23 protein-coding genes are annotated in these 23,533 nt (G+C 56.7%); 12 read left to right on the top strand and 11 right to left on the bottom strand.

Annotated features, from left to right (window positions below; genetic code table 11):
* Window positions 1–29 precede the first annotated feature (29 nt).
* Together AC13CE_RS13300 and hppD are read right to left on the bottom strand one after the other, a co-directional pair.
* Window positions 30–602, bottom strand: a complete 573-nt coding sequence (locus AC13CE_RS13300; RefSeq protein ID WP_221540015.1) for a VOC family protein — start codon at window positions 600–602, stop codon at window positions 30–32.
* Window positions 599–1,720 (bottom strand): 4-hydroxyphenylpyruvate dioxygenase, encoded by a 1,122-nt coding sequence (gene hppD, locus AC13CE_RS13295; RefSeq protein ID WP_221540017.1) that lies wholly within the window; start codon window positions 1,718–1,720, stop codon window positions 599–601. Before hppD ends, AC13CE_RS13300 begins: the two co-directional genes overlap by 4 nt.
* A 192-nt stretch (window positions 1,721–1,912) precedes the next feature.
* Here hppD and AC13CE_RS13290 point away from each other — a divergent pair, with 192 nt between their 5' ends.
* The 3 genes from AC13CE_RS13290 (at window position 1,913) to AC13CE_RS13280 (ending at window position 4,817) form a co-directional block, all read left to right on the top strand.
* Window positions 1,913–2,227: an FtsB family cell division protein gene (locus AC13CE_RS13290; RefSeq protein WP_482972665.1), complete on the top strand. Its 315-nt coding sequence runs from the start codon at window positions 1,913–1,915 to the stop codon at window positions 2,225–2,227.
* A 136-nt stretch (window positions 2,228–2,363) separates the two neighbouring features.
* Window positions 2,364–3,434 (top strand): pyruvate dehydrogenase (acetyl-transferring) E1 component subunit alpha, encoded by a 1,071-nt coding sequence (gene pdhA, locus AC13CE_RS13285; RefSeq protein ID WP_247710430.1) that lies wholly within the window; start codon window positions 2,364–2,366, stop codon window positions 3,432–3,434.
* Window positions 3,435–3,437: 3 nt separating this feature from the next.
* Window positions 3,438–4,817 carry a pyruvate dehydrogenase complex E1 component subunit beta gene (locus AC13CE_RS13280; protein ID WP_221540020.1) on the top strand — a complete coding sequence of 460 codons (1,380 nt, stop codon included), beginning with the start codon at window positions 3,438–3,440 and terminating at the stop codon, window positions 4,815–4,817.
* Between the two features lie 59 nt (window positions 4,818–4,876).
* Here the strand turns inward: AC13CE_RS13280 and AC13CE_RS13275 are convergent, their stop codons facing one another.
* Genes AC13CE_RS13275 through AC13CE_RS13265 form a run of 3 tightly spaced genes read right to left on the bottom strand, consistent with a single transcriptional unit; the run spans window position 4,877 to window position 7,355 of the window.
* Window positions 4,877–5,314 (bottom strand): TadE/TadG family type IV pilus assembly protein, encoded by a 438-nt coding sequence (locus AC13CE_RS13275; RefSeq protein ID WP_221540021.1) that lies wholly within the window; start codon window positions 5,312–5,314, stop codon window positions 4,877–4,879.
* Window positions 5,311–5,772, bottom strand: coding sequence for a TadE/TadG family type IV pilus assembly protein (locus AC13CE_RS13270; RefSeq protein ID WP_221540023.1), 462 nt, complete (start codon window positions 5,770–5,772; stop codon window positions 5,311–5,313). Before AC13CE_RS13270 ends, AC13CE_RS13275 begins: the two co-directional genes overlap by 4 nt.
* Complete coding sequence (locus AC13CE_RS13265) at window positions 5,769–7,355, bottom strand: TadE/TadG family type IV pilus assembly protein (RefSeq protein ID WP_221540025.1); 1,587 nt, start codon at window positions 7,353–7,355, stop codon at window positions 5,769–5,771. Before AC13CE_RS13265 ends, AC13CE_RS13270 begins: the two co-directional genes overlap by 4 nt.
* A 156-nt stretch (window positions 7,356–7,511) precedes the next feature.
* Here AC13CE_RS13265 and AC13CE_RS13260 point away from each other — a divergent pair, with 156 nt between their 5' ends.
* Both AC13CE_RS13260 and AC13CE_RS13255 read left to right on the top strand, forming a co-directional pair.
* A complete protein-coding gene (locus AC13CE_RS13260; RefSeq protein WP_482972664.1) occupies window positions 7,512–8,150 on the top strand; it encodes a hypothetical protein in 639 nt (212 codons plus the stop codon).
* A 40-nt stretch (window positions 8,151–8,190) separates the two neighbouring features.
* Window positions 8,191–8,658 (top strand): EF-hand domain-containing protein, encoded by a 468-nt coding sequence (locus AC13CE_RS13255; RefSeq protein WP_221539021.1) that lies wholly within the window; start codon window positions 8,191–8,193, stop codon window positions 8,656–8,658.
* On the opposite strand, the gene trmFO is transcribed toward AC13CE_RS13255, so the two are convergent.
* Window positions 8,659–10,026, bottom strand: a complete 1,368-nt coding sequence (gene trmFO / locus AC13CE_RS13250) for a methylenetetrahydrofolate--tRNA-(uracil(54)-C(5))-methyltransferase (FADH(2)-oxidizing) TrmFO (RefSeq protein ID WP_482972663.1) — start codon at window positions 10,024–10,026, stop codon at window positions 8,659–8,661. It lies immediately after the preceding gene.
* A 75-nt stretch (window positions 10,027–10,101) separates the two neighbouring features.
* Between trmFO and AC13CE_RS13245 the strand changes: the two genes are divergently transcribed.
* Complete coding sequence (locus tag AC13CE_RS13245; RefSeq protein ID WP_221539001.1) at window positions 10,102–10,758, top strand: lysoplasmalogenase; 657 nt, start codon at window positions 10,102–10,104, stop codon at window positions 10,756–10,758.
* Window positions 10,759–10,772: 14 nt separating this feature from the next.
* Here the strand turns inward: AC13CE_RS13245 and gyrA are convergent, their stop codons facing one another.
* Window positions 10,773–13,616, bottom strand: a complete 2,844-nt coding sequence (gene gyrA, locus AC13CE_RS13240; RefSeq protein ID WP_482972662.1) for a DNA gyrase subunit A — start codon at window positions 13,614–13,616, stop codon at window positions 10,773–10,775.
* A gap of 302 nt (window positions 13,617–13,918) precedes the next feature.
* Here gyrA and AC13CE_RS13235 point away from each other — a divergent pair, with 302 nt between their 5' ends.
* Window positions 13,919–15,241, top strand: a complete 1,323-nt coding sequence (locus AC13CE_RS13235; protein ID WP_221538997.1) for a hypothetical protein — start codon at window positions 13,919–13,921, stop codon at window positions 15,239–15,241.
* Window positions 15,242–15,306: 65 nt separating this feature from the next.
* On the opposite strand, the gene AC13CE_RS13230 is transcribed toward AC13CE_RS13235, so the two are convergent.
* Complete coding sequence (locus AC13CE_RS13230) at window positions 15,307–16,032, bottom strand: NYN domain-containing protein (protein WP_221538995.1); 726 nt, start codon at window positions 16,030–16,032, stop codon at window positions 15,307–15,309.
* A gap of 36 nt (window positions 16,033–16,068) precedes the next feature.
* A complete protein-coding gene (locus tag AC13CE_RS13225; protein ID WP_221538994.1) occupies window positions 16,069–16,707 on the bottom strand; it encodes a carbonic anhydrase in 639 nt (212 codons plus the stop codon).
* A gap of 109 nt (window positions 16,708–16,816) precedes the next feature.
* Between AC13CE_RS13225 and lipA the strand changes: the two genes are divergently transcribed.
* Complete coding sequence (lipA, locus tag AC13CE_RS13220; protein WP_221538992.1) at window positions 16,817–17,779, top strand: lipoyl synthase; 963 nt, start codon at window positions 16,817–16,819, stop codon at window positions 17,777–17,779.
* A complete protein-coding gene (locus AC13CE_RS13215) occupies window positions 17,779–18,234 on the top strand; it encodes a type II toxin-antitoxin system RatA family toxin (RefSeq protein WP_221538991.1) in 456 nt (151 codons plus the stop codon). The genes lipA and AC13CE_RS13215 overlap by 1 nt, the downstream gene beginning before the upstream one ends.
* Here AC13CE_RS13215 and AC13CE_RS13210 read toward each other — a convergent pair.
* Window positions 18,231–18,734, bottom strand: coding sequence for a CinA family protein (locus AC13CE_RS13210; RefSeq protein WP_221538989.1), 504 nt, complete (start codon window positions 18,732–18,734; stop codon window positions 18,231–18,233). The genes AC13CE_RS13215 and AC13CE_RS13210 overlap by 4 nt on opposite strands.
* Before the next feature lie 16 nt (window positions 18,735–18,750).
* Window positions 18,751–19,896: a bifunctional 2-C-methyl-D-erythritol 4-phosphate cytidylyltransferase/2-C-methyl-D-erythritol 2,4-cyclodiphosphate synthase gene (locus AC13CE_RS13205; protein ID WP_482972661.1), complete on the bottom strand. Its 1,146-nt coding sequence runs from the start codon at window positions 19,894–19,896 to the stop codon at window positions 18,751–18,753.
* A gap of 74 nt (window positions 19,897–19,970) precedes the next feature.
* Here AC13CE_RS13205 and dusB point away from each other — a divergent pair, with 74 nt between their 5' ends.
* From dusB to AC13CE_RS13190, 3 genes are read left to right on the top strand one after another with little or no spacing between them, the layout of a single operon-like run.
* Window positions 19,971–20,996, top strand: a complete 1,026-nt coding sequence (gene dusB / locus AC13CE_RS13200; protein WP_221538987.1) for a tRNA dihydrouridine synthase DusB — start codon at window positions 19,971–19,973, stop codon at window positions 20,994–20,996.
* Entirely contained in the window at window positions 20,993–22,069 is a 1,077-nt protein-coding gene (locus AC13CE_RS13195; RefSeq protein ID WP_221538985.1) for a two-component system sensor histidine kinase NtrB, read from the top strand. Before dusB ends, AC13CE_RS13195 begins: the two co-directional genes overlap by 4 nt.
* Entirely contained in the window at window positions 22,066–23,481 is a 1,416-nt protein-coding gene (locus tag AC13CE_RS13190) for a sigma-54-dependent transcriptional regulator (RefSeq protein ID WP_221538983.1), read from the top strand. The genes AC13CE_RS13195 and AC13CE_RS13190 overlap by 4 nt, the downstream gene beginning before the upstream one ends.
* The last annotated feature ends 52 nt before the right edge of the window (window positions 23,482–23,533 follow it).

Genomic DNA, 23,533 nt, shown 5'->3' with positions numbered 1-23,533 from the left:
TAGAGTTTCTATCTGTTAGGCGAATTGGTTCAGCTTTTGCTGTGTTCCTTACGCGCTATTTCGTGCAGCCAGTCTGCGTGCCGGGGAGCCTTTTTCGTTTCACTCCACTCTTCCAGCATCATCGGAGCTACACGTTTTAATTCGGCATACTGCTCGTCTGTACCGATGTCGGTCGCCAATTCGACGCGATGTCCATTGGGATCGAAGAAATAAATCGATTTGAAGATGCCATGATGGGTCGGACCGAGAACGTCGATGCCCAAGCTTTCGACATGCTCCTTGGCAGCTTGCAGCTCTTCTTCGCTTCCAACTTTGAACGCCAGGTGCTGGACCCATGCAGGGGTATTTTCGTCGCGCCCCATATCCTTCTGGTTGGGCAACTCGAAAAAGGCGAGTATGTTGCCATTACCCGCGTCCAGAAACACGTGCATGTAGGGATCGTACTCACCAGTCGAAGGCACATGATCTTCGGCAAAGGCAGTAGTATAGTCCATGCCCAGAACCTTGCCGTACCATTCGACGGTCTCTTTCGCATCCTTGCAACGGTATGCGGCGTGGTGGACGCCGCCAAGTTTGACGGGGTGGTCGGCTACGTCATTCATTCCGCAGGCTCCGTTTCAATGGACTTCGCATCCTCGACATTCAGGACACCCCGCTTGATCTGATCGCGCTCCATACTTTCGAACAGCGCCTTGAAGTTGCCCTCGCCGAAGCCTTCGTCACCCTTGCGCTGGATGAATTCGAAGAACACCGGGCCGACCTGTGCTTCGGCAAAAATTTGCAGAAGAAGGCGCGGCTGGCCGCCTTCGGTCGTGCCGTCGAGGAGAATGCCTCGCATCTTGAGCTGGTCGACGTCTTCGCCGTGATCGGGAAGACGCTCCGACAGCATTTCGTAATAGGTCTCGGGTGGGGCGGTCATGAAAGGAACTCCAAGTTCCTTCAGATTATCCCAGCAGCCGATGAGATCGTCGCAGATCAGGGCAATGTGCTGGATGCCTTCGCCGTTGAACTCCTTGAGGAATTCTTCGATCTGGCCCTTGCCACCTTCGCCTTCTTCATTGAGCGGGATGCGGATCTTGCCGTCGGGTGCGGTAAGCGCCTTCGAGGTAAGGCCGGTGTATTCGCCCTTGATGTCGAAGAAGCGGATTTCGCGGAAGTTGAAGAGCGTCTCGTAATAGTCCGCCCAGTACTTCATGCGGCCATTGTAGACATTGTGGGTCAGGTGATCGATCACGTTAAAGCCCGCGCCGACCGGGAATTTCTCCACACCATCGAGATACTCGAAGTCGATGTCGTAGATCGAAAGACCTTCCCCGTCCTGTTCGATATAACGATCGATCAGATAGATGATCGCGCCGCCAATCCCGCGGATCGCCGGAATGCGCAATTCCATCGGGCCGGTATCTACGACGACCGGCTCCGCACCGCGCTTTAACAACTCTTCATATGCGGCCTTCGCATTGCGTACGCGAAATCCCATACCGCAGGCTGAGGGGCCGTGCTCCCGCGCGAAGTACCAGGCCGCGCTGCGCGGTTCATAATTGATGATCAGATTGATCCCGCCCTGGCGCCACAGGTGAACGTCTTTCGAGCGATGGGTCGCGACATTGGTAAAGCCCATGGCCTCGAAAACCGGTTCTATCACACCTTTATCTGGGGCACAGAATTCGACGAATTCGAAGCCGTCGAGACCGATGGGGTTTTCGAAAAGGTCGGGCATGGAAATCCTCTGTCGGTTAAATTAGTTTCAATGGAAACCAATTACGCTTGATGGCTGAGATTGTCAAGGTTGCAACGGGTCGGGCAGGGGCAGGGTTCCTTCGCCCGAACCGCCGCGAAAGCGGCCGCTAGCCGCCGGAATCCTTGCGAATTGCACTTGCCTCAAACGGTTAACTGTGATTCTGTGCGGGCCATGAAGCGGGCAAGCAGATTCGACTTGGTTCGGAAGCAGAAGGCGGCGCAAAACGCAGCGCTCGTTGTCCTGCTCATTCTCGGCGGTCTTGCGGTGGCCGGTCCTTCGGGCCTGCTGGCCTGGAGCGAAAACCTGCGCCTTCTTGATCAGCGAGAAGCCCAGCTTGCGGCTCTCCAGAAGAAGCGCGCCGCGTTGGAAAACAAGGTCGCGTTACTGCATCCCGATCGCGCCGATCCGGACATGGTCGGCGAACTTCTGCGCAGCCAGCTCAACGTCGTCCACCCCGACGAAGTCGTCATAAAACTCGACGACTAGCCTCCTGCGCCGGGGGTGGAACCCTGCCGTTCCGTAAGGTTTTCGTATGCAAGCTACACGCACCGTTGCGCTGCCTGCAAGGCTGTGCCTATAGGCGCTGCATCATTCCTCCCCGGAAGAACAAGGGACAATTGTTTTGGCCAAGCCCTCCAAGAACAAGACGCCGCAAAGCCCGGCGGAAAACCCGGAATTTGCGCTGCATTCGCTTCAGGAAGAGTTCGAGAAGGCAAAGCGTTACGATGCCTCGCCCGAGCAATTGCGCCAGTTCTACGAACAGATGCTGCTTATCCGTCGTTTCGAAGAGCGGGCAGGGCAGCTCTATGGTCTCGGGTTGATCGGCGGATTCTGCCACCTTTATATTGGGCAGGAAGCGGTCGCGATCGGCCTGCAATCGGCGCTCGACGGCGATAAGGACAGCGTGATCACCGGCTATCGTGATCACGGCCATATGCTTGCCTATGGTATCGATCCGAAATTGATCATGGCCGAGCTGACCGGCCGCGAGGCAGGCATCTCGAAGGGCAAGGGCGGGTCGATGCACATGTTCTCGACCGAGCATAAGTTCTACGGCGGGCACGGGATTGTCGGTGCGCAGGTCGCGCTGGGTGGCGGGCTCGCGCTTGCGCATCAGTACAACGATGATGGCGGCCTCTGTCTTGCCTATTTCGGCGACGGTGCGGCGAACCAGGGGCAGGTGTACGAAACCTTCAACATGGCGTCGCTGTGGAAGCTGCCGATCGTCTTCGTGGTCGAAAACAATCAGTATGCCATGGGTACCGCGGTCGGCCGCTCAAGTGCGGAAACCGAATTCTACCGTCGCGGCACGGCATTCCGCATCCCCGGCATGAAGGTCAACGGCATGGATGTACTCGAAGTGCGCCAGGCCGCCGAAATTGCATTCAAGCATGTGCGCGAGGGCAGGGGGCCGGTGCTGATGGAATGCGAAACCTATCGCTATCGCGGGCACTCCATGTCCGACCCGGCCAAGTATCGCACGCGCGAAGAAGTACAGGACATGAAGGACCACAAGGACCCGATCGAGGGACTGAAGAAGATCCTGATGGAACAGGGCAATACCGAGGACGAATTGAAAGCCATCGACAAGGACATTCGCAAGGTCGTCAGCGAAGCTGCGGACTTCGCCGAGAACTCGCCAGAGCCCGAGCCGAGCGAACTCTACACCGATGTTCTGGTGGAGGAGTATTGAGCCATGGCTATCGAACTCAAGATGCCCGCGCTGTCGCCCACGATGGAAGAGGGTACATTAGCCAAATGGCTCAAGCAGGAAGGTGATGAAATCACCGCCGGCGACATTATTGCGGAGATCGAAACCGACAAGGCAACGATGGAATTCGAAGCGGTCGACGAAGGAACGCTCGGTAAAATCCTCGTGCCCGAAGGTACCGAGAACGTGGCCGTCGGCACGGTCATCGCGATGCTCGCAGGCGAAGGTGAGGACGTATCCGATATTGCCGTCGAAACACCCGCGACCGATGATAAGCCCGGAGAGGGGAAGGACGTCGGTAGAGAGCCGTCAGAAGCCGAGATCACCAAGCCTGCGAAAAAATCCGGTGTGAAAGACCCGGAAATCCCACACGGTACCAATATGGCCACCGTCACTGTTCGCGAAGCGCTGCGCGATGCGATGGCCGAGGAAATGCGCCGCGACGAACGAGTCTTCGTGATGGGCGAGGAAGTCGCCCAATACCAGGGCGCTTATAAGGTCACGCAGGGCCTGCTCGACGAATTCGGTCCCAAGCGCGTGATCGATACGCCGATTACCGAATACGGCTTCGCCGGTATCGGGACCGGGGCTGCAATGGGTGGTTTGCGTCCGGTCGTTGAATTTATGACATTCAACTTCGCCATGCAGGCGATCGACCACATCATCAATTCTGCAGCCAAGACCAATTATATGTCAGGTGGCCAGATGCGATGCCCGGTAGTATTCCGCGGCCCCAACGCGGCGGCAAGCCGCGTGGGCGCGCAGCACAGCCAGAACTATGGCCCTTGGTACGCAAGCGTCCCTGGCCTGATTGTGATTGCGCCTTATGATGCTTCTGATGCGAAGGGGTTGCTGAAGGCCGCGATCCGCTGCGAAGACCCGGTGGTCTTTCTCGAGAACGAACTGGTCTATGGACGAAGCTTCGAACTACCCGAGCTGGACGATCATGTCCTGCCGATCGGCAAGGCGCGGATCATGCGCGAAGGTACAGACGTCACGATAGTCGCTTACTCGATCGCTGTCGGTCTCGCGCTGGAAGCAGCGGAAGAACTGGCGGGCAAGGGGATCGAAGCCGAAGTGATCGATCTGCGCACGCTACGCCCTCTCGATAAAGAAACTGTACTCGAAAGCCTGAAGAAGACCAACCGTCTCGTCATCGCCGAGGAAGGCTGGCCAACCTGTTCCATTGCCTCTGAAATCGTGGCGATCTGCATGGAAGAAGGTTTCGATCATCTGGACGCGCCGGTCACTCGCGTTTGTAACGAGGACGTGCCGCTGCCTTATGCGGCAAATCTTGAGAAACTGGCGCTGATCGACACGCCCAAAATCGTGAAGGCTGCGAAGAAGGTCTGTTATCGAGATTGATGAAAGGGAAATCCCTAAGCTGCACAATGTAACGAAGAGATTCCCGGAAGTCCTCTAAATCACTCGTCGATGACGAAAATCGGCCGCGAGAATGACATTTGCGTGCTGGTGAAATCGAAGAATGGCAGCACGTCCGGAGGCGTGTACGTAATGGTCATGGTTTTTTCGAAGGTGCCATGCACACGCGGAGTCGCCACGGGTACTATCGTCACGGCAACGCTGTCGTTGAGCATGTAAGGTGAGGATTGTGCGATAGCGATTGCCTTGGTTTGTATCGCGCTATCGGAGATCGTGTTTTCCTTCATATATTCGATCACGGCATAACGTGCAGTGTCGGAAGCCACGCCTCGTAGCGAATTATAAGCCTGCATGCTGATCCCGATCTGGATCGCTCCGAAGAAGAGACCGAGAACCACCGGCGCCAGGAGTGCGAACTCGATGATCGTAGTCCCGCGCTCGTCGATGCGAAGACTCGAAAAGAGAGGCGGCCTTCTCATGAAATCTGCACCCGCCTGGTAAGGTCGTAATTTACCGTGTTCCCAACCCCGAAATCGGTCCAAAGCGGGGTGTACCAGTCGGCAATTTCGATTTCGATGAATTCGGAAATGACCGCGCCTGTAGGGCATGTTGAAAGGTCAACCACAAGCGAGGCATCGGAGTTGCAGCGATATTTCTTGACCAGCGTCACTTTGTCGGCGGGAAGGCCCGTCGAAGTTTCGATGATCTCTTCTAACTTGTCGATGTCGCTCTGGTCTTCAGGCAGAGAGGCGAGCACGATCGATCCGGCTTCTGCCACGGCAATCTGCAACTCGTTATTGCGAGAGACAAGCCGACTAACCTCGAACCCTCCGAGACAGAGCATGACCAGTACGGGGAGAACGATCGCAGTCTCGATGACCATCGAGCCTTTGCGATCCCCGGCAACCGTTTTGAGAGTGTCGAAAAGGCGGATCACAAAACCAGCCTCACGCGTGTGCCACCTTCGCCTACGACGATATCGTGCGTCTTACCAGCCGGGCAAAGTGTGGTCAGATCTGCAGTACCGCTGATTTGAAGAGTTTTTGTGGCAACCATCATACATTCGGAAGACGCATTGGGCGTACCTGCAATCTTCAGGTCGCTGTTTGGCATGTAGATGATTCCATTGAGGTCGAGACCAGCATCGCCCGTGATCTTACTTCCCGAGCTGCCCGGCGAGTCCGGGTCCTCGAAGATGAGCATGTCTTCCATGCGATCTGCATCATCTGATGAGACGCCCACTGCGATAAGTTCGGTCTTTGTCATTGGGGTCAAATATAGGCTACCGCCGCCATTGACGTCGATGCCAGCACCGTTCTTCAGGACGAACATCACGCCTGTACCAGTAAGCGAGACTCCTCCGTTGATCTTCAGGGTACCCCCATCGATCACATATACGCCGCCGGCCATGTTTAGATCACAACCAACGTCAAAGTTGGTGTAGGTGCCGGGCTGAAGATCGGTGTCGCTAGAGAGATTGACCTTGTTGGCATAGGTGAAATGGGTCGTTGTGATTTTTTCGATGTATATCCTGTCCGGGCCGCTGCCAGCAATTTGACTCAAATTTTCGTGGACCGCAGGCTGGGAGTAATCATTGGGCTCACTCATGAAAGAAGCCGCAATTTCTGTCGGATATGTCGTAGTATAGGGGGATTGCGTGCCCTCGCCGGAATAATCTATTGATCCTGCCGAATACGCTGCGCTCTTGTTTTTGCCTCTGTAATATTTGAACGTGACGTCATCGGACTGAGTTTCATCGGCCTGCCACGATGCAGTGGCATCGCCGCAACTTATTGTTCGAGGAGTTGTGTTGTCAGGTGGGGTCAGTCCTTCCCATGGATCCACCATGTTGTCATAATTCTCTACGACTTCGGCATTTTCAAATGCGCCCATCCCGTCGTCGATAGTGCCACCAGCAATGACCCAATTGATATTCTGAGCTCCACCACTGCCATTGGTAACGATGGCATCTTCGGCATTAGAGCGCGCACCCACGCCGCAGGCGGCGTCGACTGTCGGCCCGCCGTTGAACCACATGGTGCGGGTGGAGGTTGGATCGAGCGAGTATAGACACGCTGTAAACTGCTGCGTGGTTTCCCAGATCGCCTGCGCCTCTACGGCGATCGTCATGCCGTCACCCAGCACCAGTTCGGTGAAGGGGAGGGAAGCTGATACAGTGGCATCCACCATGACGCTGCTGTCAGCAGTGCCATCCCACGTTTCCAGGCCAACATTGTGGGTCAGCAGGTAATCCTTCGTCACCGAAAGATTGGCGTAGAATTCCTGGCTAGCGCGGGTTTCGTATTCAGTGCCGGTATCGCCGTTTCCACGCGCCCAAGCACCAGCCAGAGCGCTTTGGTCCACTGCGTACTGCGCTTCACGTTTCCAAGTGTAATATTGCGCCATGTCGACGCCTAGCCCTGCCGTGCCGAACAAGACCGGCGCCCCCATGGCGACGAGCATGAGAGCGTTTCCGCTTGTGTCGACTTTCAGTCGGCGCATAAATTCGGCTAAGCTCATTGTCTGCATCCACCTCGAACGGTTCGACTCGAACGTGCCTTGTAAGAATCCATTACTTATTTTTTATGCACTGGTTTTGGTTAATTAGTCGTATCAGCCCCGTCCCCAGTTTCAGGTCGGCTTGACAGGTGGGGGTAGGAATCCGAAGCGGAAGAAGTGATCGACAGCCGCGACACTAAACTGGCCGACTGGGCACCCATGGTGCTGGCTTCGGCAAATACGTGCCTTCGGCCCATCCTCGAATCAGGCTTGCTATTGGATGCCAAACTAGCTCGTATTGCTCTTTCGGCTAACGAACCCGCGCTCGCGCAAATTCAATTGGCTTGGTGGCGCGAAGAACTTCGTCGGGATCGAAGCGACCCCAATATCTTGCCACCGGATCCGCTTCTGGCATCCCTGCTGAGTGCATGGACGACAAGCAAGTCCGGTCTGGTCGCGCTGGTGAACGGATGGGAAGAATTGGTCGGCGGCCCTCCTTGGGAACCAAGCGTCGGCGATGCCTTGGCAAAGGGCCGGGGAGCGCTTTTCGAAGGATTGGCCGATCAGCTGGGCTATTCCGACTGCGCGCCAGCCGCCGCCATGCACGGCGTGATGTGGGCACGAGCCGATTTTGCCTGCTTCAATTCGCTGGATCCGAGCCGGCCTCCGAAATTACCTCGCTTGCCAAGGGAATTGCGACCGCTGGCCATTATCGGGGGGCTGGCGGCCCGGGCATTCAAACGTGGCGGCCAGCCTTTGTTTGGAGATCGTCTCAGCCCCTTTGTCGCGCTCAGGCTTGGAATCTTCGGTGCTTAGATTAGGCTTGTCGAGGCTATAGATGAGGAGAGGCATGCCAGTGAAAGCCTTCGTTACCGGTTCACTCGTGACACTCATGATCATGGGGGTAGGGCTTTTCTGGTGGCAGGGGCGGGCCGAGGTGGAAAAGGCCGCGCCGCCGCCCGACCCTCTTGCGCTGGCCGAGGAAATGGCCGATCCCGATGCGCTGCCCATCACCGATCCTGGCGAAATGCAGGGGCCGGCTCCTCCGGAAGCGAGCGAACTAACGAAAGAGCAGCGGCGTTTCTTCCGTTACGATCGCAACCGGGACTGGCGCATAACGCGCAGCGAAATGCTTTCTTCTCGCAGCGATGGGTTCAGAAAGCTTGATAAAGATGGCAATAATCTTCTCACTTTCGAGGAATGGGCTGTAACTACGGTCGAAAAATTCGAAGGGGCGGATGCCAATGGCGATCGTGAATTGTCTCCCAGCGAATTCGCCACGACCAGGCCCAAGCCTTCCAAGAAGCGGCGTTGTGCTTGCTGATCAGGCCGGAACCACCTCTAGTCCTTTCAACCAGGTACCAAACTCTTCCTTTGCGCGGGCGGTGTAAGCCTCTTTGCGCTGCTTCTTCTTGATATCATGAAGGGGCGGAAAGAGGCCGAAATTTACATTCATAGGCTGGAAGGTCTCGGCTTCGGCATCACCCGTGATGTGCGAAAGTAGCGCTCCTAAGGCCGTGCTACGTGGGGGAGGGGACCAGTCACGACCCGCCAATTCACACGCCGCCATTATTCCTGCCATCAAACCGACAGCGGAACTTTCGACATAACCTTCGCAGCCAGTAATCTGGCCGGCGAAGCGGATATGCTCACCGCCGCGCAACCGCAACTGCCTGTCGAGCACCAGCGGGGAGTTGATAAAGGTATTGCGGTGAAGGCCACCCAGGCGGGCGAATTCGGCGTTCTCGAGCCCCGGGATGGTGCGAAACAGCTCAATTTGCGCACCATATTTTAGCTTGGTCTGAAAACCCACCATGTTCCAAAGCGTACCCAGCTTGTTGTCCTGTCGCAGCTGCACGACTGCGTAGGGCCAGCGACCTTGCGGGAACTCGGGAGTGGCGTCACGAGGGTTATCAAGACCGACTGGTTTCATCGGCCCGAAGCGCAGCGTATCCACGCCCCGCGCTGCCATCACCTCGATCGGCATGCAGCCATCGAAATAAGGCGTGTCGGCCTCCCATTCGCGAAATTCGGTCTTTTCGCCGTCAAGCAAGCCCTGGTGGAAGGCGAGATACTGCTCTTTCGTCATAGGGCAGTTGATATAATCGCCCGCCTCGTTCGAGGCTTCGTTGCGCTTGTTCCAACGGCTCTGGATCCAGCAGATGTCCATATCGATACTGTCGCGATGTACGATAGGCGCAATGGCATCGAAGAAGGCAAGCCGGTCCTGACCGGTTACCGTGACAATACTCTCCGCCAGAGCTTTTGCTGTGAGCGGACCGGTGGCGACAATAGTCGGGCCTGAGGCGGGAAGTGTGTCGATGCGCTCGCGCATGACAGTAACATTCGGATGATCTTCAAGCGCACGCTGCACCTCGGCAGAGAACACATCGCGATCCACCGCCATCGCGCTACCAGCGGGAACACGCGCTTTCTCACCAGCGAACATCACAAGACTGTCGAGGCGGCGCATTTCGTGATGTAGCAAACCAACCGCATTCTTATCGCTATCATCGGAGCGAAAGCTGTTCGAACAGACAAGTTCAGCCAAACCGTTCGTCTGATGAGCGGGCGTCGTATCGCCACTCCCACGCATTTCGGACAGGCGAACCTTGAAGCCTCGTCGAGCGAGTTGCCAGGCGGGCTCGCTTCCCGCGAGGCCGCCACCGATGATCTGGATGTCATGAGTCATTGCGCCTGTGCACCTAGTGCTTGCGCATGGCCTCTATCAAGGCCTAGCGGGAGCCGGGAGAGGGGAAAAGACTATATGCCCAAGCACGCACTGATAGAACATCGGCCTTACCTGGTCTTGAGCCTGCTGTTCGCGATTACCTATTTCTTCATGATGGACGGTAAGGTCGGAGGCAGCTGGCTTGCTTTGTGGAAGGGAGCAGGCGTCGGTTTCTTGGCGATTTACGCTGTTCACCGCGGGCCGGGTCGGGATGGCGTTTTGATATCTATAGTCATGACCCTTTGCGCGTTGGCCGATGTGACGATCCAGTTCAGCTTCCTGGCCGGCGGCGCAATTTTTGCAATCGGCCACATGGTCGCTATCGGGCTCTACGTTTCGAACCGCCGTGAGCGCACAAGCAGTAGCCAAAAGGCGGCCGGTGTGGCGTTGCTAGTGATTACACCCGTTCTGGCAGGAACTCTTACATATCCGCTCGATAATTGGTGGCTCGCAGCGCTTTATGCGGCCCTTGTAGGCGCTATGGCAGGAGCGGCCTGGACAAGCCGCTTTCCGCGTTATCGCGTGGGGGTTGGAGCACTTCTCTTCGTTGTGAGCGACTTGGTTCTTTTCGCCCAAGAAGCAGGACATATCTCGCGTGATCTGTCCGATTGGCTTGTCTGGCCACTGTATTACAGCGGCCAGTTTCTGATCGCGACGGGAGTGATCCAGACCATCCGCAAAGAAGAGGTCTGACCCGACCTCTCGCCCTATCCGCCCGGCTCCCCTTCGATATTCTTGTCCGAATGCGGAGTTGTGTGCGGAGATGTCGGATTCAAACCTCCTCCACGTGCAGCAATCTCGTCCTGAACGAGTTCTTCGGCCAGATTTTCCGGTTCCTCGGATTCATCGATCAACGCCGCCCCGACGATATGCTCGCCCTTGGCGACATTGAAGATGCGGACTCCTGAAGACCCACGGCCTGAAATCGAGAAGCCTTCGTGATTCTCGAACCCGCCTTCAATCATATGACGAAGACGGATCGGCAAGCGGATCAACTTGGCTTGATCGGTCACGAGCATCAGCTGCGAACCGTGCTTGACCGGGAAGCTGGCGACTACCGGGCCATTGCGATCGGGATTGCTCGAAGGTTCGCCGATGTTCGTCAGGCCCATGCCTCCGCGTCCAATGGTCCGATATTCGTAGGATGACGAAATCTTCCCATAGCCATTGGCGGTCAGCGTTAAGATGAATTCCTCAGTCTCGGCGAGTTCAGCTGCCTTCTCGGCATCGAGAGTCGGTTCATTGTCGTTATTCTTCCAGTCGGCTGCGCGAAGATAACTTTCACGGGCTTCCGTGTCGCGCTCGCCAGCGTCGAGCACCGCCATCGACACGACTTTTTGGCCTTCCTTCAGCTTCATGCCGCGCACACCGATGCCGGTACGGCTCTTGGTTTCGCGCGCATCTGTTGCAGAGAAGCGGATCGCCTTGCCCGAATCCGAGGCAAGGAAGATTTCCTGCTCTTCGGTCAGCAACTCTACGCCGATCAATCGATCACCGCTCCCTTCCACGAAACCCATGGCATACTTGCCGTTGCTGGGAACATTGGTGAAGGCATCCATCGAGTTGCGCCGCACCATACCCTGTTCGGTGGCGAAGACGATGTTGAGCTTGGACCACTCGTTCTCATCCTCTGGCAGCGCCAGAACATTGGTAACGCGCTCCTCGTCTCCCAGCGGTAGGAGGTTGACCATAGGGCGGCCCTTGGTCTGGGGACCACCTTCAGGCAGTTTCCACACCTTCATTCGGTAAACGCGACCTGTATTCGTAAAGAAAAGCACTGGGTTGTGTGTCGAAGTTACGAACATTTCGACGACAGCATCCTCATCCTTCGTCGCCATGCCGCTACGGCCCTTGCCGCCACGTGCCTGAGCGCGGAAAGCATCCAGCGGAGTGCGCTTGATATATCCGCCATGCGTGACGGTGACGACCATCTCCTCACGCTCGATCAGATCTTCGTCATCGATACCATCCCATGCGGGCGCAATTTCGGAGACGCGCGGTGTAGCATAGGCCGCCTTGATCTCTTCCAGCTCACCTCGCATCACACCATAAAGCTTCACCCGATCGCCAAGGATCGAAAGATATTCCTCGATCGAAAGCGAGAGTTGCTTGAGCTCATCACCAATCTCGTCACGTCCCAGTGCAGTCAGACGGTGCAAGCGCAGATCGAGAATGGCTTTAACCTGACGTTCGGACAGGCGGTAGGTCCCGCCGTCCTGCTCCGCGCTCGGCTCGATTGCCTCGACCAAAGCAATATATTGAGCAATATCCCCGATCGGCCATTCTTTGGTTAGCAGGCGTGCCCGCGCTTCGGCCGGGGTGGGCGCACTGCGGATCATCGCCACCACCTCGTCGAGATTGGAGACGGCGACCACAAGACCAAGCAAAATATGTGCCCGGTCCCGCGCCTTGTTCAATTCGTATTTGGTACGACGCGTAATCACTTCCTCGCGGAAAGTGATGAACGCCTGGATGAATTCACGCAGTGTCAGGACTTCGGGGCGACCGCCACTAATCGCCAGCATGTTGGCCGGAAAGCTGGCCTGTGCCGGTGTGTAACGCCAGATCTGGTTGAGCACGACCTCTGGCGAGGCATCTCGCTTGAGATCCACAACCACACGCATACCCCGACGGCTGGATTCGTCGCGGATGTCGGAAATGCCCTCGATCCGCTTGTCCTTTGCGGCCTCAGCGATCTTCTCGACCAGTCCGCTTTTGCCAACCTGAAAAGGAATAGAAGTCAGCACGATCGATTTGCGGTCGCCGCGCTTGTCCTCGATTTCGTGGCGCGCGCGCTGCAGGATCGAGCCGCGGCCTGTCGTGTAGGCCGCGCGTGCGCCCGATTTACCGAGGATCAGTGGGGCCGTAGGAAAATCGGGGCCCGGAATGATCTCGAACAGTTCCTCGTTCGTGATCGCGGGATTGTCCATATAGGCAAAACAGCCATCGATAACCTCGCCGAGATTATGAGGCGGAATATTGGTTGCCATCCCGACTGCGATACCGCCCGCACCATTTACAAGCAGATTTGGAAAGCGCGCCGGAAGGACTGTAGGCTCCCGTCGCGAACCATCGTAGTTGTCGGCGAAATCAACGGTATCCTTGTCGAGGTCGTCCAGAAGCGAGTTTGCCACTCGGGCAAGCCTTGCTTCGGTATAACGCATCGAGGCGGGCGGATCCGGGTCCATCGAGCCGAAGTTTCCCTGACCATCGATCAGAGGTACACGGAGCGACCAGCTCTGGGTCATGCGGGCGAGGGCATCGTAGATGGCAGCATCACCGTGCGGGTGATAGTTACCCATCACATCGCCGACGATCTTGGCACTCTTGCGGAACGGTCGCCCTGCAACGAACCCACCTTCGTTGCTGGCGTAGAGTATCCGACGGTGGACCGGCTTCAAGCCATCGCGCACGTCGGGAAGAGCCCGGCTCACGATCACGCTCATTGCGTAATCGAGATAGCTGGTCTTCATCTCTTCGACGATGTCGATGCGGGTGTGTTCTTCGCCGCTGGGTACGGGGGAATCGATCAGATCGATGTCGTCAGCCAAAACTCGGGTAATCCATGTGCTGTTAGTGACAGATGTGCAGGCAACGAAGCTTAGGGGAGGGGGCCCGGTAGCGCCACTGATTGCGGGAACCGAAGCACAGTTTCGTGCGCTTTTTCCACATATGGGTGCCTGTTGCACCGATAGAAAGGATTAACCGAGGGACAGGTCTGCATTCAAACACCGTTCACCGCATTCCGGCTACACCATTTGCAATGAGAGCGCAGAAGCGGCAATGGCCGCATCCATTCTTGAGATTTGCGCCTGCTGCGCTCGTACCCCTATCCACTCTTGGGAGTTTTCGAATGATTTTCACACGCCAAAACAATGCTTCGCGTTCGGCCTCGGCAGTCGCGCTGGCACTTATAGCGGCCACCGGCACGCTAGGCATAACAGCCATCGCGGAGCCTGCGCACGCCCAGAACAAGGAAGAAGAGCGCAAGCCCGAGTATTCCAAGGAATTTATCGCTGCCTATCAGCCCGTAGACGCGGCTCTTAAAGCAGAAACATCAGATCCCGCTGCGGCGAAAGCGCTGATCCCGGCTTTGGTCGCCGCTAGTCAAAGTGCGGACGAAAAGCGGGCTACTGGCGGGGTGATGCTTAATCTTGGCAACGAAACCGATGATGCCGGGCTTCGTCTCCAGGGTATCGAGATGATGCTCGATAGTGGCATTCTGGAGCCCAATCTGGAGGGCCAGCTGAGCTTTGCGGCCTATCAAGCCTACCGGGATCAGAACAATATCGCGGCAGCGCGCACGGCTCTCGAGCGGGCGATCGCAGTGAATCATACATTCGAAGCGACCATGACCGACGGCAGCCAACGAACTTTTGGCGCGGACGACATGCGCACCATGATTGCCGACCTATATTTCGATCAGGAAAATTATGCTGAAGGGCTTAACTACCTGTCGACCCAGATCGATGAACGCCGGAGTGCTGGTGAGAAAATTCCGGAAAGCTGGATTCGCAAGGGACTTTCTGTTGCCTACGAAAACGAGATCAACGATCAAACTCCGAAGTACGTTGCCCTCCTCGCCGAAAACTATCCCAGCGATGTCGTTTGGGGCGACGCAGTAATCGTTACCTTGAACGCCAACAATTACCAGAATCCGGAAGTTCTGGACCTCCTGCGCCTTTCGCGACGTACGAAGGCCTATAATGATGCGCGCGTATTGTCAGAGTACGTCGAAATCCTAGATCCCCGCCGTTATCCTGGCGAAGTTGTCTCGGTGATCGATGAAGGCAGTGCGCTCGGCGTAGTCGACAAGTCCGATCCTTTCATAGCCGAAACGCGCCGCGAGGCTGCAGGCCGCGTCGAAACCGATCGTGCTGATTTGCCGAGCCTTGCCGCTGATGCTCGATCATCGGGAGCCACTCTCAAGACCCTGGTGGTCGCTGGCGACACTTTCCTTAGCTATGACCAGCCAGGCGAGGCAGAGGAATTCTACACGAAGGCGCTAGGAATGACCGGCGTGGAAACGCCTTTGATCCTGACCCGCCTCGGCATCGCGCAGTATGACCAGGGCAAGTATGCCGAAGCCATCGAAACCTTCAAGAAGGTGGAAGGTGCACGCAAGGATATCGCCAATCTCTGGGCAATCTATACGGCGCAGAAAGCCGGCGCGTAATCGCAATTGAAAACCAGATAAGTATGCGGCGCGGTGTCCATTAGGCATCCGCGCCGCATTCACATCTAGCGAAGGCGTTTTACATATAGGGTGTTGTCGCGCCTTTCGACTTTGAATTGATCCATCGACTGGAAAAGGTCCGACAGGCGTTTAAATCCGTAGTTTCGAACATCGAAGCTCGATCGATTTCCCGCGAGACTTCCCACTTCGCCCATTTGAGCGAAACCATCCTCGTCTCGGTTTGCAGCCTTCCACGCAGTCCCTAGGAGCTCAACCAGCTCCTCGTCGATAGCAGCCTTGGCCTTTTCTCCCGGTGCTCTGGACGGGGTGGCTTCGTCCGATGCCCCCGCAATTAGCGCATCGATATCGATAAAGCGTGTGCAGGCGCTTTTGAAAGCGTCCGGCGTCTTGTTCTTGCTGCCGAAGCCGTAGACGATAAGGCCATCCTGTCTGAGCCTGGTTGCTAGAGGGGTGAAGTCGCTGTCGGAACTCATGATACCGAACCCGTCAACCTTGCCCTGATAAAGCAGGTCGATCGCGTCGATAGTCATCGCCATATCCGTCGCATTTTTACCCGCGGTCAGATCGAATTGCTGCTGCGGACGGATGCCATACTTGTGCGTGATCTTATCCCATTTGGCGAGGTTGTTCTTCGCGAAATTGCCGTAGGCGCGTTTGATATTAACTTGGCCCAGTTCCGCCATAACGGTGAGGACCGGATCGATCCCTCGAGGGGTCGTATTGTCCGCGTCGATCAGCAGGGCGATGTTGTTCAGGTCTTTGTCTGCCATGCCGAACACATGGCGAGCAGTGACGACAAGGGCAAGTCAATCCGCTGCAACGAATTTGCCCGTATGATTGTCCAGCACGCGCAGAATACCGTCTGAGATCGCAAAATGTGCGCCGCGAAGAGTTAGCTCACCGCTATCCACTTTCTCAGCCACGTAGGGGAACGTTACAAGATTGGCCAAGCTGACCTTCACTGCCTCCAGTTCCATCGCAAGTTCCGCATCGCGGCCCTCCGTTCCGAGAGTGGCGGCAATCGGTTCGCGAGCCTCGTCGAGCATATCTACCCAATGGGCGACGAATCCGCCTTCGCCAATCTCGTTTCCGTGCAGGTCTTGTGTCAGCGCTGCCTTGCAGCCGCCGCACAAGCCGTGACCCATGACAACGATTTCTCGTACCTTGAGAAACTGGACAGCGAATTCGACTGCAGCTGAAACACCGTGCCGACCAGGTGTCGTCTCGAATGGCGGAACCAGAGCAGCAACATTCCGTACAACGAAAATTTCGCCCGGAGCCACGCCGAGTATCTGCGCCGGATCTACCCGGCTGTCCGAACAGGAAATCACCATCACCTGAGGTGACTGGCCTTCGGCAAGCGCTTTCCAACGCTCCCGCTCTTCCCGCCACTCGGTAGCGCGAAATTTACGATAGCCCTCGATCATCTGCTCGAATGTTTTCATGTGATCGCTGCTGCCCAAATTCGTCGGGCGTGGCAAGACCGACCATACCAATTCGGCAAGGCGATCCAAGGTTGCGGGAAAGGGGGATGAGGCCTAGATGGGCCGCGCAATGAATGACCTCTCCTCTACGCCCAATCCCGCTGATAGCGGAGGCGAACAGCCTCGCAAGCAACGCAAGCCTGACTGGATCCGTGTAAAGGCACCCGTCAGCAAGGGATATCACGAGACGCGCAAGTTGATGCGCGACCTGTCGCTCAACACCGTGTGCGAGGAAGCGGCCTGTCCGAATATCGGCGAATGTTGGGACAAGAAGCATGCCACGGTGATGATACTTGGCGATGTCTGTACGCGTGCCTGTGCTTTCTGCAACGTGAAGACAGGGATGCCGAGGCTGGTCGATCCGATGGAGCCCGAGAACGTCGCCATTGCAGCTGGCCAGATGGGCCTCAATCATATCGTCATAACCAGTGTAGATCGTGACGATTTGCCGGATGGCGGCGCCGACCAGTTCGTGAAGGTTATCAAAGCGCTTCGCCGTGAGACTCCTGGAACGACTATCGAGATTCTTACACCCGATTTCCGCGGCAAGATGCGCACGGCGGTCGAAAAGATCTGCGAAGCAGGCCCAGACGTTTACAACCACAACCTCGAAACGGTGCCGCGCCTTTATCCCACGATCCGGCCCGGAGCGCGCTATTATGCCTCTCTCAGGTTGTTGGAAGAAGTGAAGGCGCATGATCCGCTGATCTTCACCAAGTCGGGGATCATGCTCGGACTGGGCGAACAACGCCTCGAAGTTCATCAGGTCATGGACGATATGCGCAGTGCCGATGTCGATTTCATAACTATGGGGCAGTATCTTCAGCCAACACCAAAACATGCGAATGTCGAGGATTTCGTCACCCCTAAAGCCTTCGCCGCATATGGGTCGATCGCGCGGGCGAAAGGCTTTTTGCAAGTCGCATCGAGCCCGTTGACGAGGTCGAGCTATCATGCGGGCGAGGATTTTGCAGTCATGAAAGCTGCACGTGAAGAGCGGCTGGCGAAGGAGCAGGCAAGGACGAAGGCCTGATGCCTGGAATACGCGAAACGCGCCGTCTTCCCTATAGTCGCGAGCAAATGTTCGACCTCGTTGCCGATGTGGCGAACTATCCCAAATTCCTGCCTTGGGTCGTCGCCACACGGGTGCGTAGCGATAGCGAAACCGAGATGGAGGCCGACATGCTGGTCGGCTTCAAGGCAATCCGTGAGCGTTTCACTTCTCGCGTGATCAAGAACCGTCCCGAGCACATCGAAGTATTTTACGTGGATGGGCCGCTAAAGGACCTCGATAACAACTGGGTTTTCAAGAGTTTACCGGACGGTGGCTGCGAAATAGACTTTTGCGTGGAATTTACCTTCCGTAATGCCGTCTTCGAAGCGTTGGCCGGGCAATATTTCGATCGCGCATTCCGTAAGATGGTCGAGGCATTCGAAAACCGTGCGGACGAACTCTACGGCCGTGAAAACGCGGCGGCCAATCTTTAGGGCAACAGCAGTTCCAGCGCACATATGGTGGCTTCGCTACGAATGTCAGCGCGCGAAGTCGGTTCGAACTTCTTCAGTTCGCCTTCCGGTGCTCCCTCATGGCCTCGCACCACCCGCGCAAACACAACTGTTCCCACAGGTTTGAGCGCTGTTCCGCCGCCAGGACCAGCTACGCCGCTGATTGCCACTGCAACATCCGCATTGCTCGCCGCAAGAGCGCCTTTCGCCATGGCCCAGGCACAGGCGATTGAGACCGCGCCAAAGGTTTCGATGATATCCAGCGGGACGCCGAGCGCTTCCATCTTAGCTTCATTCGAATAAGTAACGAAACCACGATCGAAAATGGAAGATGATCCAGGGATTTCGGTAAGTGCCGCCGAAACCAGCCCCCCGGTACAACTTTCCGCCACCACTATCTTGCGACCAGCCGCTTTATTCTCGTCAACCACGCGTTGGGCGAGCGCTTCGATCTCGTCGGGAAGGAGTTTCTGGAGCGTCATGCGCGTCTCCAATTTATCAATTGCGGATTACGGTGGCGACAGCCTGGGCGGCAATTCCTTCGCCTCGGCCGGTAAATCCTAGTCTTTCGGTTGTGGTCGCCTTTACCGATATCGCGTCCATGTCAACGCCCAGCAGCTCTGCAATTCGATGCCGCATGGCATCCCGGTGCGGGCCGATCTTGGGTGCTTCACAAATGATTGTCAGGTCGATATTGCCTGTACGATAGCCCGATTTTCCAACCAATTCAGCGGCATGAGCAAGAAATTGACTGCTATTTGCTCCTTTCCATTGGGGATCGGAAGGCGGGAAATGACTGCCTATATCGCCTTTGCCAATGGCGCCGAGGAGGGCATCTACAATCGCATGGAGCGCCACATCGGCATCGCTATGGCCAGCAAGCCCCTTGTCGTGATCAATTCTGATGCCGCCCAGCCAGAGATCTTGCCCTGTGACCAGCTTATGCACATCGAATCCGGTACCGATCCGAACCGGAAGTAGGTCGGATAAGAAATCCTCCGCGAATGTGAGTTTATTCAGCCGCTCATCGCCATCGACCAGAGCAATCGAGCCACCTGCAGCGTCAAGGACCTGAGCATCGTCACCTGCCGTCAAACTGCCCGTCCACGCACGGTGGGCCTCGAGAATGTCCTGAAAACGAAAAGCCTGCGGCGTCTGCACCCTACGCAGCTTCTCTCTCGCCGCAGTGCCTGCCATTACGCCATTTTCACCTACGGCGAGGCTGTCGACAACCGGAAGGACCGGGATGGCACCGGGATAATCGTCCAAGGCCTTCAGGAGCGAGTGGATGACATGATCCTGCAGGTTTGGGCGCGCCGCATCATGGATTAACACCCTCTCCGCCGTTTCAAGAGCCTCCAGTCCTCGTGCTACGGATTCCTGACGCGTCTCGCCACCAACAACCGCTTCCCAATTCGAAAGCCCGGAGAGCGCTTTTCTTATCGACTCCTCGCCCCCTTCAGGGATCATCACGATCAACTGATCCGCCCCGGCGTTTAGCAGAGCCTCGACCGAGTGTCGGACCACGGGCTTGCCCCGCCACATAGCGAATTGTTTCGGAAGCGGCAGACCCGCGCGCAGTCCCTTGCCTGCCGCCACCACGATGGCTGCGAAGGAGGGGAAAGGAGGGGGTGCTTCCAGCATAGCTATGCCTCGCGCTAGCGGCTTGAGGTTTTCACCGCAACGCACTATGTGCTGCCCAAAATTTAGGCATTTTGATGAATATAGGCGCGCAAACCTCTCCTCCGGCTCCGCCGAAGCCAATCCACGTCGGCAACGTGTCTATCGACACGCCGGTTATCCTCGCGCCGATGACGGGCGTGACCGATCTCCCGTTTCGGAAACTCGTGCGCAGATACGGTTCGGGACTCAACGTCACGGAGATGATCGCAAGCGAGGCTGCGATCCGCGAAACACGCCAATCGTTACAAAAAGCGGCTTGGGACCCGATCGAGGAACCTGTCTCGATGCAATTGGTCGGTTGCGATCCTCTCAGCATGGCTGAAGCTGCCAAGCTCCAGCAAGGCAATGGTGCAGATATCATCGACATCAATTTCGGTTGCCCGGTGCGCAAGGTCGTAGGGCAGCTCGCAGGTTCAGCCCTGATGCGGGAGGTTGCCCTTGCAACAAAGCTGATGGAAGCGACGGTCAAGGCGGTAGATGTGCCGGTTACCGTCAAGATGCGCATGGGTTGGGATCACGGCGACCTCAATGCGCCTGAATTAGCGCGGATTGCCGAAGACCTTGGCGTGAAGATGGTCACCGTTCATGGACGCACACGCAACCAGATGTACAAAGGCAGCGCCGACTGGGGATTTGTGCGCAAGGTCAAGGACGCTGTTTCCATTCCAGTCATCGTCAACGGCGATATTTGCACCATTGAAGATGCCGCGAATGCACTCGAACAGTCAGGTGCAGACGGCCTGATGATCGGGCGCGGAGCTTACGGCAAGCCTTGGCTGCTGGCACAGGTGATGCATTGGTGGCGCACGGGTGAGAAGCTCGAAACCCCCAGCTTCGATGAGCAGTATGAGGTCGTGATCGAACACTACCGAGAGATGCTCGAACTTTACGGCGAACAGGTCGGAGTCAAGATCGCGCGCAAGCATCTCGGCTGGTACACAAAGGGAATGCACGGTTCCGCCGAGTTCCGCAATCGGGTTAACTTCATTGATAAAGCAGCTGAGGTCGTTGAGGAATTAGAGCGCTTCTACGAACCATTCCTTCGTCGACGGGCTGCATGAACGAGACCCCGGGCGCACCCGATGCCGCTGCACAGATCTCCGGGCTGATATTTGCCGTATTGCTGCTCGATGATAGTAATCATATTGCAGAGGCCAACCCGGCTGCGGAAGAGCTACTAGGGCAGAGCGCTCATAGATTGTTGGGTTCGCGCATCGAGGAAGTTATCAGAATTGACAACGAGCGGGTGCGCGAGAGCCTGCAAAATTGCGGTACGCAGGTCATCGCCCGTGGCATATCCGTTCAGGCGGGGCAGGGTGCTCGACACGTCAATATAACAAGCTCTCCTATGCACGCGCATCCCGGGTGGCGTGTCATAACGCTATCCGAGGCGGGCCAAGAGGGACAGGACGACAATGGAAACGACGAGCGGGTCGAACTGCGTGCACCTGCTGTACTTGCTCATGAAATCAAAAATCCGCTTTCCGCAATCCGCGGAGCCAGTCAATTACTAGCTCGACGTGCATCGGAACGCGACCGACCGCTCGCCACGATGATCGAAGGTGAGGTCGACAGGATCGCTCGACTGATCGATCGGATGCAACAACTTGGTAGCCGCAATCGCATTGAAACCGGTCCTTGCAACCTGCATCAAGCAATCCGTAACGCGATGGCGACCGTTCGTGCAGGACGCGAGGACGGGTGTGAATTGGTCGAGGAATTCGATCCTTCCCTTCCTGCGGTAGAAGCGGACCAAGTGGCGCTTGAACAGGTGTTGATTAACCTCTTGGCGAACGGGTGCGATGCCTGCGCGGGAATGGAAAAGGCGCAGATCGTGATACGCACGCGCTTCGTCAGCGGACTGGTTTTCTCGGCTATCCGATTCGGCAAGGCGACGCGGCTTCCGATCGAAATTACGGTCTCCGACCCCGGACCCGGGCTTCCGCCCGCCTTGCGCGATCATGTGTTCGAGCCATTCGTATCTGGCAAACAAAATGGGCAGGGGCTTGGTCTTGCGCTCGTCCGAAAATTGCTGCGCGACATGGGCGGACGCATCGTCCACGAGCGCGACGAGCGCGCAGGCCTGACCCACTTTCGGATCAACTTGCCCGTCGCAGACAGGAAATCGTCATGAGCCGTAAGGTCCTGCTGGTCGAGGACGACCGTGCCATTGCTACTGTAATCACCGAAGCGCTACGCGATGAGGGATTCGACCTGACAGCATGCACCAGTGTGGCTGAGCGGGACGCACTGCTCGCAAAGGAAAGCTATGATGTTATGCTAACCGACATCATGCTGGAGGATGGTGACGGTCTCGATACCATCGATCGTGTACACAAATGCGCTCCTGATATGCCGATAATTGTTCTGTCCGCCCAGAACACGCTCGATACCGCGATTCGCGCCAGCGATAGCCAAGCGTTCGAATATTTTCCCAAACCTTTCGACCTCGATCAGCTGACTCACGCTGTCCGGCAGGCGGCCGAGCGCATTCCCCGAACCGAAGTTGAAGAGCGCAACGATGTGGGTAGTGAACTCCCATTAATCGGGCGCAGCCGCGCAATGCAGGACGTTTATCGCATGATCACGCGCGTCTTGCGGAACGATCTCACCGTGCTTGTGACCGGAGAGAGCGGCACGGGAAAGGAACTGGTAGCAGAGGCCATTCATCAGTTGGGATCTCGCCGCACAGGCCCATTCGTGGCAGTCAACATGGCTGCAATCCCTCGTGACCTGCTCGAAAGCGAACTTTTCGGGCATGAGCGGGGAGCTTTCACGGGTGCCCAATCTCAATCCATTGGAAAATTCGAGCAAGCGAATGGTGGCACGCTGTTTCTCGACGAGATCGGCGACATGCCCGCCGAAGCACAGACGAGGCTGCTCCGTGCGTTGCAATCGGGCCGGATTCGCCGCGTGGGCGGACGCCAGGAAATTGCAGTCGAAGTGCGCATCGTTGCAGCAACAAACCGCGATCTAGCACCGATGATCGCGAGCGGGCTATTTCGGGAAGACTTGTTCTACCGTTTGAACGTGGTTCCGATCCACTTGCCGCCTCTTCGCGAACGGACAGACGATATCGGCGCCCTTACCCGTCATTTTCTGGCAGAAGCTAGAGACGAAGGACTTTCGCTCCATACCATCAGTGATGATGCGATTTCCCGGTTGTCCGAATGCGAATGGCGCGGCAACGTCAGAGAATTGCGAAATTTCGTCTTTCGGATGGCTCTCATGGCACGCAACGACGTAATCGAAGCGAGCCTTGTTGACGAACTTCTACCCCCAAAAACACTGGCCAATGCTGGCAACACTCAGATCGCTCTCGAAATCGCACTGGCAGAATGGCTGGAACGGGAAAAACCCATAGAGGGGACCGTTTACCAGCAGACGCTGGCTGCTTTCGAAAAACCCCTGATCGAGCACGCGCTTCGGGAGACTCACGGCAATCAACTGCGTGCGGCGCAGTTTTTGGGCATCAATCGCAATACATTGCGCAAGAAGCTCGGCGAGCTGGACATACGGCCGCAGCGCTTCGCACAGCGAACTTGACGCCCAGTTCGTCGTTTTTATGCTTGCAAATCTGCAACAGTAGCGATGTAAG

The sequence above is a fragment of the Qipengyuania sp. B-5 genome, from assembly GCF_056857815.1.
This window is presented reverse-complemented; position numbering and strand designations above follow the sequence as displayed.

Excerpts from the sequence above, each read along its gene's own strand:
- AC13CE_RS13290 (WP_482972665.1), top strand. The coding sequence starts at position 1,913 with ATGAAGCGGGCAAGCAGATTCGACTTGGTTCGGAAGCAGAAGGCGGCG.
- AC13CE_RS13265 (WP_221540025.1), bottom strand. The coding sequence starts at position 7,355 with ATGAGCTTAGCCGAATTTATGCGCCGACTGAAAGTCGACACAAGCGGA.
- AC13CE_RS13210 (WP_221538989.1), bottom strand. The coding sequence starts at position 18,734 with ATGACGCTCCAGAAACTCCTTCCCGACGAGATCGAAGCGCTCGCCCAA.
- lipA (WP_221538992.1), top strand. The coding sequence starts at position 16,817 with ATGAATGACCTCTCCTCTACGCCCAATCCCGCTGATAGCGGAGGCGAA.
- AC13CE_RS13235 (WP_221538997.1), top strand. The coding sequence starts at position 13,919 with ATGATTTTCACACGCCAAAACAATGCTTCGCGTTCGGCCTCGGCAGTC.
- AC13CE_RS13300 (WP_221540015.1), bottom strand. The coding sequence starts at position 602 with ATGAATGACGTAGCCGACCACCCCGTCAAACTTGGCGGCGTCCACCAC.
- hppD (WP_221540017.1), bottom strand. The coding sequence starts at position 1,720 with ATGCCCGACCTTTTCGAAAACCCCATCGGTCTCGACGGCTTCGAATTC.
- dusB (WP_221538987.1), top strand. The coding sequence starts at position 19,971 with ATGAATATAGGCGCGCAAACCTCTCCTCCGGCTCCGCCGAAGCCAATC.
- AC13CE_RS13215 (WP_221538991.1), top strand. The coding sequence starts at position 17,779 with ATGCCTGGAATACGCGAAACGCGCCGTCTTCCCTATAGTCGCGAGCAA.
- AC13CE_RS13230 (WP_221538995.1), bottom strand. The coding sequence starts at position 16,032 with ATGGCAGACAAAGACCTGAACAACATCGCCCTGCTGATCGACGCGGAC.
- AC13CE_RS13280 (WP_221540020.1), top strand. The coding sequence starts at position 3,438 with ATGGCTATCGAACTCAAGATGCCCGCGCTGTCGCCCACGATGGAAGAG.
- trmFO (WP_482972663.1), bottom strand. The coding sequence starts at position 10,026 with ATGACTCATGACATCCAGATCATCGGTGGCGGCCTCGCGGGAAGCGAG.
- AC13CE_RS13245 (WP_221539001.1), top strand. The coding sequence starts at position 10,102 with ATGCCCAAGCACGCACTGATAGAACATCGGCCTTACCTGGTCTTGAGC.
- AC13CE_RS13225 (WP_221538994.1), bottom strand. The coding sequence starts at position 16,707 with ATGAAAACATTCGAGCAGATGATCGAGGGCTATCGTAAATTTCGCGCT.
- AC13CE_RS13195 (WP_221538985.1), top strand. The coding sequence starts at position 20,993 with ATGAACGAGACCCCGGGCGCACCCGATGCCGCTGCACAGATCTCCGGG.
- AC13CE_RS13275 (WP_221540021.1), bottom strand. The coding sequence starts at position 5,314 with ATGAGAAGGCCGCCTCTCTTTTCGAGTCTTCGCATCGACGAGCGCGGG.
- AC13CE_RS13190 (WP_221538983.1), top strand. The coding sequence starts at position 22,066 with ATGAGCCGTAAGGTCCTGCTGGTCGAGGACGACCGTGCCATTGCTACT.
- AC13CE_RS13205 (WP_482972661.1), bottom strand. The coding sequence starts at position 19,896 with ATGCTGGAAGCACCCCCTCCTTTCCCCTCCTTCGCAGCCATCGTGGTG.